Raw genomic sequence first — 16,402 nt, forward strand, 5'->3', positions numbered from 1 at the left:
CAGCACGCACCGAGCCAGCCGGTGCATCGGGAGGATGGGCCGCCCGACCATGGCAATGGCCTTGCTCTTAAAACTGGAGGTGACGCGATGTGGTATCTGCCGCTGAGCATCACACTGGAAGTGAAAAAAACCCGGAGCAGCTGGTCACTGATCCTCCGGGTTCATTTCACAGTCTAGAAAACGGAGGTGGGCGAAAGCCCATCTCCACTCCAGAAGAATAAGAATACGGCATTTCGCCCTTGTTTCCAAGCAACAATCGCCAAATCGTCAGGTCATCCCCCGAGAAAAGCTCGTCTCTGCTACTGGAAGGCCATCTCGAAGAAGCTGCGCAACTTGCGCGAGTGCAGTTTTTCCGGCGGCATTTCCGCCAGTTTCTCCAGCGCACGGATACCGATCTGCAGATGCTGGGCGACCTGACGCTTGTAGAACTCCGTTGCCATGCCCGGCAGCTTCAATTCGCCATGCAGCGGCTTGTCGGAGACGCACAGCAGCGTTCCATAGGGCACGCGGAAGCGGAAGCCGTTGGCGGCAATGGTCGCCGACTCCATGTCGAGTGCAATGGCGCGCGATTGCGACAGGCGCTTCACCGGTCCGCGCTGGTCGCGCAGCTCCCAGTTGCGGTTGTCGATGGTGGCAACCGTGCCCGTGCGCATGATGCGCTTCAGGTCGTAGCCCTCAAGTCCCGTGACTTCGGCGACCGCCTGTTCGAGCGCGACCTGCACTTCGGCCAGCGCCGGGATCGGCACCCAGACCGGCAGGTCGTCATCGAGCACGTGATCCTCGCGCACATAGGCATGGGCCAGCACATAGTCGCCGAGTGCCTGCGTGTTGCGCAGTCCGGCGCAATGGCCGAGCATCAGCCACGCATGCGGCCGCAGAACGGCGATGTGGTCCGTGATGGTCTTGGCGTTGGAGGGGCCGACGCCGATATTCACCATGGTGATGCCGGCATTGTCTTTCTTCGCCAGATGATAGGCAGGCATCTGCGGCAGCCGTCCAATCGGCACGCCCGACGTCGGCGCGTCATCACCGGCTTCGGTGATCAGGTTGCCCGGTTCGATGAACCGCTCGTAGCCGCCGCCACCCTCGGCCATCAGCCGCCGCGCCAGGGCGCAGAACTCATCGATGTAGAACTGATAGTTAGTGAAGAGGACATAGTTCTGGAAATGCACGGGACGGGTCGCGGTATAGTGCGACAGGCGATGCAGGGAATAATCCACGCGTTGCGCCGTGAACGGCGACAGCGGCATGATCCCGTCAATATCGTCGGTCTCATATTCGCCATTGACGATCCGGTCATCCGTGGCGTTGAGATCGGGGACATCGAAGAGATCGCGCAGCGGGCGCTGGAACGCATCGGCAACCGAGGATTCCACATAGGTGCCTTCTAGGAAGGCAAAGTGGATGGGGATCGGTGTCGTGGATTCCTGCACCGTGACCGGCCCGCCATGATTGCGGATCAGCAGCCTTATCTGTTCTTCCAGGTAGCTTTCGAAAAGATCTGGCCGGGTGATGTTGGCCGAATACTGGCCGGGCGCCGAGACATGGCCGAAGGCGAGGCGGGAGTCGATCTGCGCATAGCTTGACGTCGACAGGCGCACTTCCGGATAGAAGGCACGAAAATGCGTGTTGTTTTCCACTTTGCCCTTGGCGACCTTGTCGAAGCCATCGCGCAGAAACTGCGTGTTCCGCTCGTAGAGGGCGATCAGCGCCTGCACGGCGGCTTTCGCGTCGGTAAATTCTTCGGGTTCAACATGGGGCGGCATGCTGATGGCGACGGGTTTCTTTGTTCCGATTCGATTGTTCATGCTCCTAATATAGTGAAATCGGATGTCAGTTGGGAGATGGCAAAAAGCCTGAAATTTCAATTCGGTTCAGGCCGCCTGCCAAAGCCGGCCGGAAATCGGCCACCGGCTATTGCGATCGGGCATCGGGCACTTATGTTTGACCGGATAGATCAAGCTCCCAGGAGACCGACATGACGACGCAGACCAAGCCGATTGAACTCTACTACTGGCCGACACCCAACGGCTGGAAAATTTCCATCATGCTGGAAGAGCTCGGGGTTCCCTACGATCTCAAGCTGGTCAATATCGGCAAGGGCGAACAATTCGAACCGTCATTCCTCAAGATCGCGCCCAACAATCGCATGCCCGCGATCATCGATCCGGAAGGGCCAGGCGGCGAACCGATCTCCGTGTTCGAATCCGGTGCCATCCTGCAATATCTCGGCCGCAAGTTCGGCAAGTTCTATCCGCAGGACGAGCGCAAGCGCGTCGCCGTGGAGGAGTGGCTGTTCTGGCAGGTGGGCGGCCTCGGGCCCATGGCCGGGCAGGCGCATCATTTCCGGCAATACGCACCGGAAAAGATCGAATACGGCATCAACCGCTACACCAACGAGGTCAACCGTCTTTACGGTGTGATGAACCGGCGTCTGGAAGGCCGGGACTATCTTGCCGATGCCTATTCCATCGCCGATATGGCGTCATTCGGCTGGGTTGTCTCCTACGCCAATCAGGGGCAGGATCTCAATGATTTTCCCAATCTCAAGCGCTGGTTTGAAGCCATAAGCGCCCGCCCCGCCGTTCAGCGGGGCAGGGATCTGGGCAAGGAAGCGCGCCGCAATCTTGCCGACGACAAGGAAGCGCAGAAAATCCTGTTCGGCCAACGGGCGCGCTGACAGGCGAGCCATTGTCAGGGACAGGATCAGCCCTCTACAGGTGCCGCGTTTCCGTCGGCGCCTCTCCCCAGTTGTCGTGCAAGCCATCCTGATATTGCACGGGGGCTGCCAGCAGCTCCTCCAGCGAAAGGTCATCGAGAACGGACAGGTTGACGGCATAGAAGGGCCCGCCCATCACCTCCAGATTGCCCTGTCCGAACGGCTTGACGCCGCAGGTCCTGCAGAAGGAATGCGTGATGGTCTTGCTGCCGAACTGGTATTGCGTGAGATTGTCAGCGCCTGCGAGGATCTGCAGCGCATCACCGCCGGTAAAGGCTTTCCAGAACCGCAGCTTGGCACAGAACGAGCAATTGCATTTGCTCGTACCGGCATCGAGATCGATCGTGCATTCGAAACGCACGGTTTGGCAATGACAGCTGCCATGATAGGTTTTTTTCATCGGATATCTCCGCTGGGGGGATCGAAATCAGTGACAGCAGTTATCGTCGGCGGATTTGGCCGTGCCGGCGTATTCGTCATGGCGCTTGACCCAGTTCTTGCCGAGACCGCCAAGGTCGGGCGTACCATCCCAGCCCTCCTGCCGGCCGAGCGGCGTCAGGTCGAGATAGTTGTAGGTGCCAAGCTGCAGGTCGCCGCCGCGTCCATAGCTCGAATAGGTGTGGTAGACCGTATCGCCGTCGCGCAGGAAGACACTGGTTCCCGGCTGTTCGCCCCGCATGAACCAGGGCATGCCCTTGCGCTCATATTCCTCGGCCGTGGTGTAATTGTAGACGGGCGGCGCGACCGTCTCGTCCAGTGTGACGTGGAAATCATAGTTGAAATCGCTGCCATGGGACGACACCCACGGGAAGGTCCAGCCCATGCGTTTCCTATAGGCCTCGATTTCTGCGAGGGGTGCGCGCGAGACCGCCACCAGCGTGGTGTCGCGGGCGTGCAGATGCGCCAGATTGCCGATACTGTCGGCAAGGAAGGAGCAGCCGGGGCAGCCTTCGCCTTCGCCCGGTCCCAGCATGAAATGATAAACGATCAACTGGCGGCGCCCCTCGAACAAATCGGACAGGCCGAGCTTGCCCTTCGGCCCCTCAAACGCATAATCCTTGTCGATCTGCACCATCGGAAGTGCACGGCGCTCGCGGTTCAGGGCATCGCGCTGTTTGGTGAAGGCCTTTTCCTTCAGCAGAAAGGCCTTTCTGGCCTTGTCCCACTCGGCGCGGGAAACAACCTTGCGGTCGTCAGGGTGTGCATGGGTGTTCATCGTTTCCTCCTTGATATTGGTTCAAGCGATAATCAGTCCATGAGCGGGGGTATACGCTCCTCAGTGAAGACGGCCCAGCGGCTCGACATAGGCCTCCAGCCGTTCCATGCATTCGGTCCAGCCATTCTCATGCGAATCCCGGTCGTCGGCGGAATCGAACGGTGCCTGATGGAAGACGAGCCGCGTGCGCTGTCCCTGCGCGCTCATGGTGACGGTTACCAATGTCTGCGGCCCGCGCAGGCCATCGCTATCCTCCCAGGCAAAGGTGAAGACGATCCGCTCCGGCTCGACGATCCGCGTGTAGCGGCCGACCATCCAGGCGTCCTCGCCATCGGGAGAGCGGATGGACGAGCGATAGGCACCGCCCTCCCTGAAATCGATCTGGCAGTTCGGGCAGGTGAAATTCTTCGGGCCCCACCAGCGCACGACATGCTCCGGCTGTGACCAGACCTTGAAAACGAGCGCCACCGGCGCATCGACGATCCGGACGATTGTCAGTTCGCGATCATTGTCCCTGCGGGCCAGCGCTGCGGTCATGGTTCCTCTTCCTTCCCATTCCGAACCGATCATATCTAACTAATAGGTTAAATAACCTTTTGGTTTATTACACTCTGATTTTGCCAACGTCAACATTGCCGGGGCTTACTTTTTTGCGTCACACATTTTCCTTGGAAAGCGCCACATCCCGCATCAGTTTCCGCTCTGGCAAGGACCGCCTTGCGATTCACGATGCCGGAGACGCAGATGAGACATGTCAGGTCATATTACACGCCGCGCTGCACGTGTTGGGTCCATGCCGGTTGTTCCGGCCCTGTTGCTGTCGATCAGACCGGCGGGCGCAGCGAAGGGGCGGGGTATCGAAGCCGCGTTCAAAGGCCTGGGGAGGGCAAGCGGTGCACGCCTTGGGGGTTCGGCGCACGGTACGGGCAGCGGTAAGCGCATCGCAAGACGGCGCAACCCGGCCGGGCCGGCCATATCTGGCGCAAGCAAACAAAAACCCCGCGAAAGCTTTACGCTTTCACGGGGTTTGGCATGCCGTCTGAAAATTACTGGCGTGTCAGGCTTTCGCTCTTGCAGATGAGCCCGCCCAGCACGCAACCGGACAGGGACAATGTGTTGCCGCTGACGCTGGCCTTGCCATTATAGGTCTTGCCCTCGTCGAGCTTGTTGACCTGTCCCTTGTAGGACCCGCCCTTGCCGGACATCTCGCCGATGGATTTGCCCTTGTACTCGCCGGTCAAGACCGTGCCGCAATACTTGTCGGCGCCGCAGGACGAATACTGGATGAGCGTGCCGGTCGGCCGCTTCCACGTGCCGACGATCGGTTCCTCGGCCAGTGCCGGACCTGCCATCAATACAACGCCGGCGCATGCCAATAAGAGTTTGCGATTCATATGTTCCTCCCGATAAGGGTTGTGCGGCAAATGGGGTCTCTCCGCATCCATTTGCATGTCCCTTACGTAAACGTAATTCAAAAAAACCCTGAAAGGAAGCCTTATGCGCTCGCAGCCGGGGTTTTTTGCAGGCAGGCGTTGCGGAACGGAGAGGAGATTCCTGTGCGCTTGGCTCCAAGCCCGACAAAAAGAAGCTGTGCCTTGGTTAGCAAAGGCTTGAAATCGGATAATGGCATTTTAAGCGAATTTGATCCAAATGCCTGCAATTGCTGGGGCGATATATTTAATGAATTCCGAAGTTTACCAGTTGTTTTTGTTTTGTTTGGCTCCAGTTAATCATGCCCCTTAACAGCAATTTGAGGGCTGTGTGGCATTCTCGAAAACATCGAAAGAGCACGCCAAAACAAACAAATCAGGCGGTTCTCAGAAGTCTAACAGGGCTTATCGGTTTAAACAGGGACTCGGTAAAATGGCACGCTTTGATCTTCACAATATCGATGCCGGACATGTCGGCGGCACCGCAGAAACGGACATCCTCTTTGAAATGGGCATCATGTATGCCACGGGCCGTGACTGTGCCGTTGATCATGTGGCCGCGCACAAATGGTTCAACATTGCGGCAATCAAAGGCAGCGACCGGGCTGCGGAACTGCGCGCCGAACTGGTGAAAACCATGTCCAAGGCCGATCTGGCAACGGCCATGCGCGAAGCCCGCGAATGGATGACCACGCACTGAACTGCAGATGCCTGGTGCGTGGTTCGACAAGCTCACCATGAGGGAGAGTGAGGATTGCAGGGAGTTACGTTCTGCAACGTTTGTGATTAACCTTGCACCAAACCACCTCCCTCATGGTGAGCTTGTCGAACCACGCATGAGTGCTCAAGCCACACCGGCACGAGACAACAATGGCTCAGCCCATCGGCTGGAACGCATCGCGGATCACCTTGGCCATGCCGTCAATCGCGGGGCTCATCATCCGCGGATTGCGCCGCAGCACGACATTCGATGAATCAATGACCGGAAATCCTTCTGCTTCCGTCAGTTCGCGGCAGCCCGGCGGAATGTTGCTGCGCGCGAGCGGGGCGATGGCAAGGCCAGAAACTGCTGCTATTTTCAAGCCTCCGCCCGTATCGCAGCTATAGGCCACGCGATAATCGATCCTGTTGCGTTCCAGCGATCCCATGGCGAATTTCCTGCACCAGTCCGAGCGCTCGTAGATCGCGATGGGAACCGGCGTGATTTCATGCACGCAATGCACCTCCGAGGTGACCCAGACGGTCGGGTCGACAAACAGCACCTCGCCGGTTGCCGGCGGCTCCCAGTTGAATATGACGGCAAGATCAAGCTCGTCCGCATCCAGTGCGGCGAGCTGCTGTGCCGAATATCCGCATTTGACCGTTACCTCCACCTGCGGATGCTGGCTGGCAAAGGCGGCGAGGGCGCGCGGCAGGATCGTGTAGCCATATTCTTCGGGAAGGCCGATCCGCACGGGGCCGCCAAGCGGCTTGGCCCGGATCGTCGCCATGGTCTCATCCAGCAGCGCGACGATGCGCTGCGCGTTGACGAGCAGTGCTTCGCCCTGGGTGGTCAGCGCAACGCCGCGCGAGCCGCGGGCAAAAACGCTTTCTCCCAGAACCTCCTCGAGCCGCTTGATCTGGACACTCACGGCCGATTGCGTGCGCCCGATCCTTTCCGCCGCGCGGGTGACATTGCCGGCCGTTGCCACGGCCAAGAACGTTCGGAGCAGATCGCTGTCGAGTGGCGGATTCATGGTGTTCCCTGCAATTAAAATTTCGAATGACAGGCATAATTTCTATTCGTTTGATGTATGTCAATGCTTGCGTCAAGCATGGTGACTATTCGCCATTCGAGACCAGCTCCATGTCTGTTTTCTGCTTGTTTTCAAATCTTTGGAAGGGTTTGCAGATCGCTGATCGCGAGGCTCGCCAACTCGCGGTACTATCGCGCAAACCGGGTGAACATTTGCTGCGCGATGCCGGTATCACGCGCCAGGACGTAGTCGGGATCGCCTGCTGTTATCGCCTGAAGCGGCTGCGGGTACTCCTGCGACACGGGAGCCAGCCGTGCCGTTGATACGGCTGCCGGCTCGGCGCTGAACACTCTTCTTCGGCAATTCCACATTATTGACGCAATCAGGACGAGATTATTGTTGCGATTGCAACCTAGCCGTTAGACGGCATCATGCTAAGGGGCCATTGTTCTAATGGGAGCGTCGCTGCAACCCGGCAGGTCTGAGTTGCCGGCCTTATTTCAAGGGGGCTGCACATGCAGGAGAATCTGGAGCAGATGCTTTGGATTGTCACAGTAATGCAAATATTTTCTTCTAAATGACGTGTAGTATAAAGTTTTAAATCAGATATATCTTTGTCAGTTTAGAATTGATTTGATAACAATGCTCATTTTTTATGTTGTTTTGTCTTTTTGTTATGAATTTCTGTGAGAGGCTATGATTAAACCTATCATTAGAATTATGATAGTTAATTCGATTTAATGTGGTTTTTTAGTGAGACTTTCGCAACTCTTAGGGGTTGCGAACACCGGGATATCAGCTAAGTAAACGGTTTATGGAATTTTTGATTCTTAAAGAAGACGGGGAAGTTATGCAGGACGAGCTTGGGGCATTATTGTCAAGGTTGAGCCGTGCTCAAAAAGAGTTGATAATTTTGACTGCAAAGACCAATGCTTTTCCTGACAATAATACCTTGAAACGGATAGCCACACTGGCGTTGAACATTTCCGCCGTGGAAGCCCTGATTGCCGATACGCAGAACCGCGACAAACGCGCGAAAATGACCAAGGCGAACGATTAAAAGGATTGAACGGCATGAACCTCTGTTGCCGATAAAGGCGCTGTTCATGCCGCTCTGTCGATGAAACCGTTGTCAGCACATCAGACGCTGGCAGGACCGGTGCGGGTTGCTTCGAACAGGAACCAGTGGCGGCGCTCGGATTCATCGATGTAATTCTCGATGATGCTCGTGGTGGCACTGTCATGGTATTCGCTGCAAAGCTCATGCACCTGCCGCAGATAGCCGATAAAGCTCTTCGTGTCGTCGCGCAGTTCGGCCAGCATGTCCTCCGGCGTCACGAAATTGGCGTCGTTGTCGAGCAGGCGCTGTTGGGCGGAAATCTGCCCGATGGAGCGCAATGTTGTGCCGCCGATCTTGCGCACGCGCTCCGCCAGAACGTCGGTCATGTCAAAAATCTGGGCGCCCTGTTCGTCCAGCATCAGGTGATAATCGCGAAAATGCGGCCCGCTCATATGCCAATGAAAGTTTTTCGTTTTCATGTAGAGCGCGAAGGTATCGGCAAGCAGCGCATTGACGGCGGCTGCGATGTCGCGGGTCGCGTCCGCGCCGAGATCGGTGGGCGTTGCGGTGGGCGCGCGTTTGATCGTCTGCAATGATTTGGTAGCCATGGGTCGATCTCCTCTGCTGTGAATGGGAAATTCTTACGACTTGAGTAGGCAAGTGGTGCTCGTCACAGATATACGACTAGCACGACTGTTTGTCATTTCTGCTTCAAATCTTGGTCAACGCGGCGACTTCCGCCTCTTCGAAGCGCACAAGGGCCGTCTTCTCCTTGACTTGCGCCCCTTCGTTGACGATCTCGGCAATTCTTCCGTCATGCGGAGCGGTGATGGAATGTTCCATCTTCATGGCCTCCAGCACCAGCAGAACCTGCCCCTTCCTGACGAGATCGCCGGCAGAGACCCGGACGGATTTCACCAGACCCGGCATCGGCGCGGTCAGCCGGTCGCCCGCAGCTCCGGCCTCGTCGGCCTGCTGCAGGGGATCCGGCACGGCAAAAATTGCCACCACGCCTCTGGCGATGACCGCAATGCCTTGCGGTATTGCCGCGGTCTTCGCCCGCAGGTTGATGCCTTTGCCGGTGATGTGCCAGCCGCTGCCATCGCGCCGCACCCGCAGGTCAAGGGTGGCGTCGGCTGCGGCGACCTCGAAACGATCGTCATCCAGAACCGTAATGCCATAGCGGAGCGTATGGCCGGGCTCGCCCAGCGTGACCGGGTATTGCGACGGCGCCAGATGGCTGTAGCCGCGCAGTGCCGTCCAGGGATCGTCGGAGGTGACCTTTGTCAGAAGGCCGCTGGCATAGAGCACGGCCAGCTCCTTTGCGCCCGCCGGCATGGCCACGGGAACGACCAGGCTGTGAAGATCCCGGTCGATCAGGCCGGTATCGACATCACCGGCGGCAAAACCCGGATGCCGCGCCAATGCGGCGAGAAATGCTGCATTGGTGACCGTTCCGGCAATCTCCGTGTTCAGAAGGGCGTCTTCCATGGCTTGCAGCGCGGTCGCGCGGTTTTTGGCGTGAACGACGATCTTGGCAATCATCGGATCGTAATAGGGGGAAATGGTGTCGCCCGGGCGCACGCCGGTCTCAATCCGCACCGTGCCTTCCCTGACGGCAGCGGGAAAGGCGAGGTGATGCAACGTGCCGATGGCTGGTAGAAAGCCCTTGGCCGGGTCTTCCGCATAAAGCCGCGCTTCCACGGCATGGCCATTCAGCGGGATTTGCGCCTGGGTCAGCGGCAGGGGTTCGCCCGCCGCCACGCGCAATTGCCATTCCACCAGGTCAAGCCCGGTGATCATTTCGGTCACGGGATGCTCGACCTGCAGCCGCGTGTTCATTTCCATGAACCAGAAGCCGTCCGGCCGCAGGCCCTGGCTGGCATCGACGATGAATTCGATCGTGCCCGCGCCGGAATAGTTGATGGCCTTGGCCGCCTTCACGGCGGCGTCGGTCATTGCCGCACGCATCTCCGGCGTGATGTCGGGAGCAGGGGCCTCCTCGATCACCTTCTGGTGGCGGCGCTGCAGCGAACAGTCGCGCTCATAGAGATGCACGGCATTGCCGTGATTGTCGCCGAACACCTGCACTTCGATATGGCGCGGCTTGGAGACGTATTTTTCCACCAGCACCCGGTCATCGCCGAAAGCGCTCTTGGCTTCGCGCCGCGCGCTGCCCAGCGCTTCGGCGAAATCATCGGGGCTGTCGACCTTGCGCATGCCCTTGCCACCACCGCCGGCGCGCGCCTTGATCAGCACGGGATAGCCGATCTCGCGCGCCTTGGAGGCGAGCACGACCAGTTCCTGCGCTTCACCGTGATAGCCGGGGACGACCGGTACGCCCGCCTTTTCCATCAGCCGCTTGGCGGCGTCCTTCAGGCCCATGGCGCGGATGGAATCCGCCGAGGGGCCGATGAACACCAGTCCGGCCTTGACCACGGCATCGACAAAGCCGGGGTTTTCCGACAGGAACCCGTAGCCGGGATGAATGGCTTCGGCGCCCGTATCGATGGCCGCCTGAATGATGCGGTCGGCGCGCAGATAGCTTTCCGATACGGAGGAGCCGCCGATATGCACGGCCTCGTCGGCCATTGCCACATGCAGCGCATCGGCATCGGCGTCGGAATAGACGGCAACGGTGCCGATACCCATCTTCTGCGCGGTGCGGATGACCCGGCAGGCAATTTCACCGCGATTGGCAATGAGGATTCTGGAGAACATTGTTGTCATGGTTTTTCTCCTCACATCCTGAAGATACCGAATGTGGTATCCTCCACGGGTGCATTCAGGGCTGCGGAAAGTGAAAGGGCGAGAACCTCGCGGGTTTTGGCCGGGTCGATGATGCCGTCGTCCCACAGGCGCGCCGAAGAATAGAGCGGGTGGCCCTCGCGCTCGTATTTTTCCAGGATCGGTGCGCGGAAGGCTGCCTCGTCGGCAGCGGGCCAGTCACCGCCCTTGCGTTCGATGCCTTCGCGCTTGACCAGCGCCAGCACCGTTGCCGCCTGTTCGCCGCCCATGACGGAAATGCGGGCATTGGGCCACATCCACAGGAAGCGTGGCGAGAAGGCGCGGCCGCACATGCCGTAATTGCCCGCGCCGAAGGATCCGCCGATGATCATCGTCACCTTGGGCACGCGCGCCGTGGCAACCGCCGTCACCAGCTTGGCGCCATCCTTGGCGATGCCGCCCGCTTCATAGGAACGGCCGACCATGAAGCCGGTGATGTTCTGCAGGAAGACGAGCGGAATGCCACGCTGGGTGCACAGCTCGATGAAGTGGGTGCCCTTCAGCGCGCTTTCGGAAAACAGCACGCCATTGTTGGCGATGATGCCGACTGGCATGCCATAGAGATGGGCAAAGCCGGTGATGAGGCTGGTGCCGTAATTCTGCTTGAACTCATCGAATTCGGAACCGTCGACCACGCGGGCGATGACTTCGCGCACGTCGTAGGGCTGGCGCAGGTCCGTGGGCACGATGCCGTAGAGTTCATGCGGATCGTAAAGAGGCGGACTCACTCTGCGAAGGTCGAGCCCTATCACCTTCTTTCGATTCAGGTTTCCGACGATGCGCCGGGCGATGGCAAGGGCATGGGCATCGTCCATGGCGTAGTGATCGGCAACGCCGGACTCGCGCGTGTGCACCTCGGCGCCGCCCAGGTCCTCCGCCGTCACGTCCTCGCCGGTCGCGGCTTTGACCAGCGGCGGGCCTGCGAGAAAGATGGTCGCCTGGCCTTTGACCATGATGGTTTCTTCCGACATGGCCGGCACATAGGCGCCGCCCGCCGTACAGGAGCCCATGACCACCGCGATCTGCGGAATACCCGCCGCTGACATGTTCGCCTGGTTGTAGAAGATGCGGCCGAAATGTTCGCGGTCCGGGAAAACCTCGTCCTGGTTCGGCAGGTTCGCGCCGCCGGAATCGACGAGATAGATGCAGGGGAGGTTGTTCTGCAGCGCGATTTCCTGCGCGCGCAGATGCTTCTTCACGGTCAGCGGATAATAGGTGCCGCCCTTGACCGTGGCGTCGTTGACGACAATCATCACCTCCTTGCCGGACACGCGCCCGATACCGGCGATCAGCCCCGCCGATGCGATATTGTCGCCATACATGTCCCAGGCGGCAAACTGTCCGATTTCCAGAAAGGGCGAACCGGGATCAAGCAACTGTACCAGCCGGTCGCGCGGCAGCAGCTTGTTGCGCGCGGTGTGGCGCTTGCGTGCTTCGTCGGTCCCGCCCTTGCTCACCAGCGCAGCCTTGGCCTTGATGTCATCGACAAGGGCGCGCATGCGCTCCGTATTGGCGGCAAAGGTTTCGGATGTGGTGGTGATCTGGGACTGAAGTATGCTCATGTATTCTCCTATCGGATCACTTCGATGTGGCAGCCGACATCAAGGTCGGCCCAGGCGCGGTCGGTGGTAATGGCAGTGGCGCCTTCCCTTATGGCAAGAGCAAGGCAGGCGCGGTCGCCGAGAGAAAGACCCTTGTGGCGGGTTGCGGGACGGAGTTTTGACGCAGCCAGGGCGAGGTCTTCATCATAGTCGGCGAAGGTAATGCCATGCGAGCCAAGGAAATCGAACGCGGCGCGCGCAGGAACGTTTCCATCCGCACAACGTGTCAAGATTTCGGTCAGATTCACGGTTGAACACAAGGCGCCCTTTATCCGGCCAACGGCGTGTTCGACGCGCGGCTCCTTGAGGAAAATCGCCAGAACAATCGAAGCATCCACCACCACTTTCATACTAGCGACGAGGCTCCTTATCGGGAGACGTTTCGTTCGCACGCTCCATCGCTTCCCGATGCAGGCGGTCAAATCGTTCATCCGAGGCACGCTGTTCGGCCAGCCTGTCTGCAATGAATTCGTCGACGAGGCTTACGCCGGGTTTCCTGAGTTTGCTTGCGATGGCTTGTACCCGTTTGAGAGCCATCGTCGCCGATACAACATGCAGGACACCGTCCACGACACGCAGCGCGACGCCTTCGCCCGGTGAAAGCTCCATGAGTTTGCGCAGCTCCGCCGGGATCACGAGTCGTCCGCCTTCGCCGACCGTTGCACTCATGGTCTTTGACTCAATCGTTGAAGGCGAACCGGACATATGGTCGAATGCGTGTGGCTCCTCTTCGAAGCCTTTCGTGCTTTTGTCGGAAACCATTTTGAACTCCTCGCACTGCAATGGAAGAAACCTGCCATCATTCATAAAACATGGCAATTCTACCAAAGAATGACATGAAATAGAATTCATGCCATTCAGGCGCTCTCCCCGAACATTTCGCGCCCGATCAGCATGCGGCGGATTTCGCTGGTGCCGGCGCCGATCTCGTACAGTTTGGCGTCGCGCAGCAGGCGTCCCGTCGGGTAATCGTTGATGTAACCATTGCCGCCCAGCGCCTGGATGGCCTCCAGAGCGCACCAGGTGGCCTTTTCCGCCGCATAGAGAATGCAGCCGGCGGCATCCTTGCGCGTGGTCTCGCCGCGGTCGCAGGCGGCAGCCACCGCGTAGACATAGGCACGCGAGGCGTTCATCGTCGTGTACATATCGGCAAGCTTGCCCTGCATCAGCTGGAATTCGCCGATCGGCTGGCCGAACTGCTTGCGCTCATGCACATAGGGCACCACCACGTCGAGGCAGGCGGCCATGATGCCGAGCGGGCCGCCGGCAAGCACGACCCGTTCATAGTCGAGGCCGGACATGAGGATGCGCACGCCCTTGCCCTCTTCGCCGAGCACGTTCTCGAACGGGATCTCGCAATCCTCGAACACCAGTTCGCAGGTGTTGGAGCCGCGCATGCCGAGCTTGTCCAGCTTTTGCGCCGTGCTGAAGCCCTTGACGCCTTTCTCGACCAGAAACGCCGTCACGCCGCGCGACCCGGCGGCGGGATCGGTCTTGGCGTAGACCACCAGCGTATCGGCATCGGGACCGTTGGTGATCCACATCTTGTTGCCGTTCAGCACATAGCGGTCATTCTTCTTGTCGGCGCGCAGCTTCATCGACACGACGTCGGAGCCCGCGCCCGGCTCGGACATGGCGAGTGAGCCCACATGCTCGCCCGAACACAGCTTCGGTAGATATTTCGCCTTCTGCGCGTCCGTGCCCCAGCGATTGATCTGGTTGACGCAAAGGTTGGAGTGCGCGCCGTAGGACAGGCCGACGGACGCCGATGCCCGGGAAATCTCCTCCACGGCAATGGCATGGGCGAGATAGCCGAGGCCCGAGCCGCCGAAATCCGGGTTTGCCGTCATGCCGAGCAAACCGAGCGCGCCCATTTCCTGCCAGAGATGCATGGGGAACTGGTTGGACCGGTCCGTTTCGGCGGCAAGCGGTGCGATGCGTTCCTGCGCGAACCGGTGCACCGTCTCGCGCAGCGCTTCGAGATCATCTGAAAGTCCAAATCGCAGACCTGACTGATACATGCTACTCTCCCATGTCCTTTGTCGTGACATTCTTGGCGCCCACAAGGCGCAATCCCATCGTGACGTATTTTTCCGCAATCTGCGTGACAGTAAGCCTGTCGTCCGGGCGAAACCAGACATTCACGCCGGTGGTCATCGCAATGATGGCCCGGGTCGTCAGCGGAATGTCGTCGATATCGAATTGACCGGATGCGCTGCCCGCCTCGAGGATCAGCCGCAGCTCGTTCTCGTAGACCGCCCGCAATTCCACCAGAATGGCCAGCTTGTCGCCCTGCAGGCTGCGCAGTTCCATATTGGCAATGTGCACATCGTCCCGCCGCTCCACATGATAGCGGATGTGAAAGCGGATGAAGGCGGCAAGCCGTTCGAGCGGCGTGGTCAGGGTCTGGCTCTCGGTCCGCCAGGCCGCCAGCAGCCGGTCCATGTGGTCGCGCATCACCGCGAACAGCAGCTCCTGCTTGGTCGGGTGATAGCGGTAGAGGGCCGCCGCCTGCACGCCGACCTTTTCCGCCAGCTGGCGCATCGACATGGCCTCGTAGCCGACCTTGGCAATCAGCCGCCTTGCCGCGACATGAATCGCTGCCTGGGTCTTCTCGCCGTCTGAGCCAATTGTTCTCGCCATGGGGTATTAATAAAACGAACGTTCAATTCATTCAAGAGGCAAATTCAACCCTCGATACTGGTTTGCACAACTGGGAGACGAAGGCTCTCAGACGAAGTGATAAGAGGCGTCCGATGGTGCCGCAGCGCAAAATCGGGTAGATTCAGTTCATTGCCAGTCTTCAATATGCCTTTGATTGAATAGCGTTTTTCATAAGACTGAGAGTTGAAAAGCATGGTTGGTCGAGAATTCAAACATCTGTTGCCTGCGCTGGCCGCTGCAATTGTTCTGCTGGCAGGGGGTGTGCCGGCGCAGGCCGTTTCAATGAAGGAGTGCAGTGCCAGGTACAAAGCTGCGCAAGCGGCAGGCAGCACAACGGGCTGGAACGAATTCCGCAAGCAGGAATGCGCGAAAGCGGCGTCTGCGGCGGCGGAAACTGGGTCACCGGAGGCAAAACCGGAGATTGCACCAAAGGCCGCCCCGACGGCCGGGATGCCGAAATCACTCGTGTTTCCGAGCGCCGTTTCCAGCAAATTTGCGGCGGAAAAACCGGCCAAGGCGCGCATGCACACCTGTCTGGAGCACTATCACATCAACAAGGACAACAATACGCTGGGCGGCATGCGCTGGATCGAGAAAGGCGGTGGTTACTACAAGCTGTGCAACAACAAGCTGAAGGGAATAAGCTGATCTCACCGGTCGTCAGACGACAGGGCGTCATATCTCTCTGTATCGTGGCAGCTATTTCCTGAAATCGAATGTGCGGAAGGCTGTGGCGGCAACGAGCAGCCAGCCGAGAATGAGCAGTGTACCACCTGCAGGCGCGGCGCCGGGGAACAGGCGGTCACCGCTGATATCGCGGGAGGCAAGATCGCCGATGAACAGGATGAGGCCGAGCAACAGCGCGAGGCCGCCGCCATAGGCCGCGCGGCTGATTTTCGCCAGCACCGCAAGGGCGAGGAAAGCCGGGGCGTGGATGAACAGGATGGGCGCAATCGTTGCCATATGCGGACTGGCGCTGTGCGCGGCGGCTGCATAGGCGGCGATGCCAGCGGCGCCGATCAGGCCGCCAAGGCCGGCGAATGTCCGGTTGAGGTTGTGCCCGCGTGTATCGGCGGGGGTACCGCTGTTGGTATCACCAAGGTGGGTTTCGCCATTCAATGCCATGTTCGGTTCCAGTCTATGTCGGTGCAGCTGTGGTCTGTTTTCCCGGTCCGCTTTTCACATCTGT

General features: G+C 59.2%; 18 protein-coding genes. 4 read left to right on the top strand and 14 right to left on the bottom strand.

What is annotated here, in order from left to right:
• Positions 1-299 precede the first annotated feature (299 nt).
• Positions 300-1,808: an AMP nucleosidase gene (locus AC1Q5O_RS02205; protein ID WP_346305340.1), complete on the bottom strand. Its 1,509-nt coding sequence runs from the start codon at positions 1,806-1,808 to the stop codon at positions 300-302.
• A gap of 170 nt (positions 1,809-1,978) precedes the next feature.
• Here AC1Q5O_RS02205 and AC1Q5O_RS02210 point away from each other — a divergent pair, with 170 nt between their 5' ends.
• On the top strand, positions 1,979-2,680 hold the full coding sequence (locus tag AC1Q5O_RS02210) for a glutathione S-transferase N-terminal domain-containing protein (RefSeq protein ID WP_492561767.1): 702 nt from the start codon (positions 1,979-1,981) through the stop codon (positions 2,678-2,680).
• A 34-nt stretch (positions 2,681-2,714) separates the two neighbouring features.
• On the opposite strand, the gene AC1Q5O_RS02215 is transcribed toward AC1Q5O_RS02210, so the two are convergent.
• The 4 genes from AC1Q5O_RS02215 to AC1Q5O_RS02230 all read right to left on the bottom strand — a co-directional run bounded on the left by AC1Q5O_RS02215 (position 2,715) and on the right by AC1Q5O_RS02230 (position 5,329).
• The gene (locus AC1Q5O_RS02215) at positions 2,715-3,119 is read right to left on the bottom strand and encodes a GFA family protein (RefSeq protein WP_492561768.1); all 405 of its coding nucleotides are present in this window, start codon (positions 3,117-3,119) and stop codon (positions 2,715-2,717) included.
• Between the two features lie 27 nt (positions 3,120-3,146).
• A complete protein-coding gene (locus AC1Q5O_RS02220) occupies positions 3,147-3,935 on the bottom strand; it encodes a DUF899 domain-containing protein (RefSeq protein WP_492561769.1) in 789 nt (262 codons plus the stop codon).
• Between the two features lie 60 nt (positions 3,936-3,995).
• Positions 3,996-4,472: an SRPBCC family protein gene (locus tag AC1Q5O_RS02225; protein WP_463011469.1), complete on the bottom strand. Its 477-nt coding sequence runs from the start codon at positions 4,470-4,472 to the stop codon at positions 3,996-3,998.
• Positions 4,473-4,981: 509 nt separating this feature from the next.
• The gene (locus AC1Q5O_RS02230; RefSeq protein ID WP_223611351.1) at positions 4,982-5,329 is read right to left on the bottom strand and encodes a DUF2147 domain-containing protein; all 348 of its coding nucleotides are present in this window, start codon (positions 5,327-5,329) and stop codon (positions 4,982-4,984) included.
• Between the two features lie 469 nt (positions 5,330-5,798).
• Here AC1Q5O_RS02230 and AC1Q5O_RS02235 point away from each other — a divergent pair, with 469 nt between their 5' ends.
• Positions 5,799-6,065 (top strand): SEL1-like repeat protein, encoded by a 267-nt coding sequence (locus tag AC1Q5O_RS02235; RefSeq protein ID WP_464663090.1) that lies wholly within the window; start codon positions 5,799-5,801, stop codon positions 6,063-6,065.
• 175 nt (positions 6,066-6,240) lie between these two features.
• Here the strand turns inward: AC1Q5O_RS02235 and AC1Q5O_RS02240 are convergent, their stop codons facing one another.
• Entirely contained in the window at positions 6,241-7,101 is an 861-nt protein-coding gene (locus AC1Q5O_RS02240) for a LysR family transcriptional regulator (protein ID WP_492561770.1), read from the bottom strand.
• Positions 7,102-7,915: 814 nt separating this feature from the next.
• Here AC1Q5O_RS02240 and AC1Q5O_RS02245 point away from each other — a divergent pair.
• Complete coding sequence (locus AC1Q5O_RS02245) at positions 7,916-8,161, top strand: hypothetical protein (RefSeq protein WP_464663093.1); 246 nt, start codon at positions 7,916-7,918, stop codon at positions 8,159-8,161.
• An 80-nt stretch (positions 8,162-8,241) separates the two neighbouring features.
• Here the strand turns inward: AC1Q5O_RS02245 and AC1Q5O_RS02250 are convergent, their stop codons facing one another.
• The 7 genes from AC1Q5O_RS02250 to AC1Q5O_RS02280 all read right to left on the bottom strand — a co-directional run bounded on the left by AC1Q5O_RS02250 (position 8,242) and on the right by AC1Q5O_RS02280 (position 15,192).
• The gene (locus AC1Q5O_RS02250; RefSeq protein ID WP_346304939.1) at positions 8,242-8,769 is read right to left on the bottom strand and encodes a Dps family protein; all 528 of its coding nucleotides are present in this window, start codon (positions 8,767-8,769) and stop codon (positions 8,242-8,244) included.
• A gap of 103 nt (positions 8,770-8,872) precedes the next feature.
• Positions 8,873-10,882 (bottom strand): acetyl/propionyl/methylcrotonyl-CoA carboxylase subunit alpha, encoded by a 2,010-nt coding sequence (locus AC1Q5O_RS02255; protein WP_492563061.1) that lies wholly within the window; start codon positions 10,880-10,882, stop codon positions 8,873-8,875.
• A 20-nt stretch (positions 10,883-10,902) separates the two neighbouring features.
• Positions 10,903-12,510 (bottom strand): carboxyl transferase domain-containing protein, encoded by a 1,608-nt coding sequence (locus AC1Q5O_RS02260; RefSeq protein WP_492561771.1) that lies wholly within the window; start codon positions 12,508-12,510, stop codon positions 10,903-10,905.
• A gap of 8 nt (positions 12,511-12,518) precedes the next feature.
• Positions 12,519-12,887 carry a type II toxin-antitoxin system VapC family toxin gene (locus tag AC1Q5O_RS02265; RefSeq protein ID WP_492561772.1) on the bottom strand — a complete coding sequence of 123 codons (369 nt, stop codon included), beginning with the start codon at positions 12,885-12,887 and terminating at the stop codon, positions 12,519-12,521.
• Between the two features lie 13 nt (positions 12,888-12,900).
• Positions 12,901-13,311, bottom strand: coding sequence for an AbrB/MazE/SpoVT family DNA-binding domain-containing protein (locus AC1Q5O_RS02270; RefSeq protein ID WP_492561773.1), 411 nt, complete (start codon positions 13,309-13,311; stop codon positions 12,901-12,903).
• Positions 13,312-13,406: 95 nt separating this feature from the next.
• Entirely contained in the window at positions 13,407-14,555 is a 1,149-nt protein-coding gene (locus tag AC1Q5O_RS02275; RefSeq protein ID WP_492563063.1) for an isovaleryl-CoA dehydrogenase, read from the bottom strand.
• A gap of 16 nt (positions 14,556-14,571) precedes the next feature.
• Positions 14,572-15,192, bottom strand: coding sequence for a TetR/AcrR family transcriptional regulator (locus AC1Q5O_RS02280; RefSeq protein WP_223611342.1), 621 nt, complete (start codon positions 15,190-15,192; stop codon positions 14,572-14,574).
• A 213-nt stretch (positions 15,193-15,405) separates the two neighbouring features.
• Here AC1Q5O_RS02280 and AC1Q5O_RS02285 point away from each other — a divergent pair, with 213 nt between their 5' ends.
• Entirely contained in the window at positions 15,406-15,861 is a 456-nt protein-coding gene (locus tag AC1Q5O_RS02285) for a hypothetical protein (protein ID WP_492561774.1), read from the top strand.
• Between the two features lie 51 nt (positions 15,862-15,912).
• On the opposite strand, the gene AC1Q5O_RS02290 is transcribed toward AC1Q5O_RS02285, so the two are convergent.
• A complete protein-coding gene (locus tag AC1Q5O_RS02290) occupies positions 15,913-16,338 on the bottom strand; it encodes a DUF423 domain-containing protein (protein ID WP_492561775.1) in 426 nt (141 codons plus the stop codon).
• Positions 16,339-16,402 lie beyond the last annotated feature (64 nt).

The organism is Phyllobacterium sp. MT110 (genome assembly GCF_058792715.1).

Excerpts from the sequence above, each read along its gene's own strand:
- AC1Q5O_RS02205 (WP_346305340.1), bottom strand. The coding sequence starts at position 1,808 with ATGAACAATCGAATCGGAACAAAGAAACCCGTCGCCATCAGCATGCCG.
- AC1Q5O_RS02210 (WP_492561767.1), top strand. The coding sequence starts at position 1,979 with ATGACGACGCAGACCAAGCCGATTGAACTCTACTACTGGCCGACACCC.
- AC1Q5O_RS02215 (WP_492561768.1), bottom strand. The coding sequence starts at position 3,119 with ATGAAAAAAACCTATCATGGCAGCTGTCATTGCCAAACCGTGCGTTTC.
- AC1Q5O_RS02220 (WP_492561769.1), bottom strand. The coding sequence starts at position 3,935 with ATGAACACCCATGCACACCCTGACGACCGCAAGGTTGTTTCCCGCGCC.
- AC1Q5O_RS02225 (WP_463011469.1), bottom strand. The coding sequence starts at position 4,472 with ATGACCGCAGCGCTGGCCCGCAGGGACAATGATCGCGAACTGACAATC.
- AC1Q5O_RS02230 (WP_223611351.1), bottom strand. The coding sequence starts at position 5,329 with ATGAATCGCAAACTCTTATTGGCATGCGCCGGCGTTGTATTGATGGCA.
- AC1Q5O_RS02235 (WP_464663090.1), top strand. The coding sequence starts at position 5,799 with ATGGCACGCTTTGATCTTCACAATATCGATGCCGGACATGTCGGCGGC.
- AC1Q5O_RS02240 (WP_492561770.1), bottom strand. The coding sequence starts at position 7,101 with ATGAATCCGCCACTCGACAGCGATCTGCTCCGAACGTTCTTGGCCGTG.
- AC1Q5O_RS02245 (WP_464663093.1), top strand. The coding sequence starts at position 7,916 with ATGGAATTTTTGATTCTTAAAGAAGACGGGGAAGTTATGCAGGACGAG.
- AC1Q5O_RS02250 (WP_346304939.1), bottom strand. The coding sequence starts at position 8,769 with ATGGCTACCAAATCATTGCAGACGATCAAACGCGCGCCCACCGCAACG.
- AC1Q5O_RS02255 (WP_492563061.1), bottom strand. The coding sequence starts at position 10,882 with ATGTTCTCCAGAATCCTCATTGCCAATCGCGGTGAAATTGCCTGCCGG.
- AC1Q5O_RS02260 (WP_492561771.1), bottom strand. The coding sequence starts at position 12,510 with ATGAGCATACTTCAGTCCCAGATCACCACCACATCCGAAACCTTTGCC.
- AC1Q5O_RS02270 (WP_492561773.1), bottom strand. The coding sequence starts at position 13,311 with ATGGTTTCCGACAAAAGCACGAAAGGCTTCGAAGAGGAGCCACACGCA.
- AC1Q5O_RS02280 (WP_223611342.1), bottom strand. The coding sequence starts at position 15,192 with ATGGCGAGAACAATTGGCTCAGACGGCGAGAAGACCCAGGCAGCGATT.
- AC1Q5O_RS02285 (WP_492561774.1), top strand. The coding sequence starts at position 15,406 with ATGGTTGGTCGAGAATTCAAACATCTGTTGCCTGCGCTGGCCGCTGCA.
- AC1Q5O_RS02290 (WP_492561775.1), bottom strand. The coding sequence starts at position 16,338 with ATGGCATTGAATGGCGAAACCCACCTTGGTGATACCAACAGCGGTACC.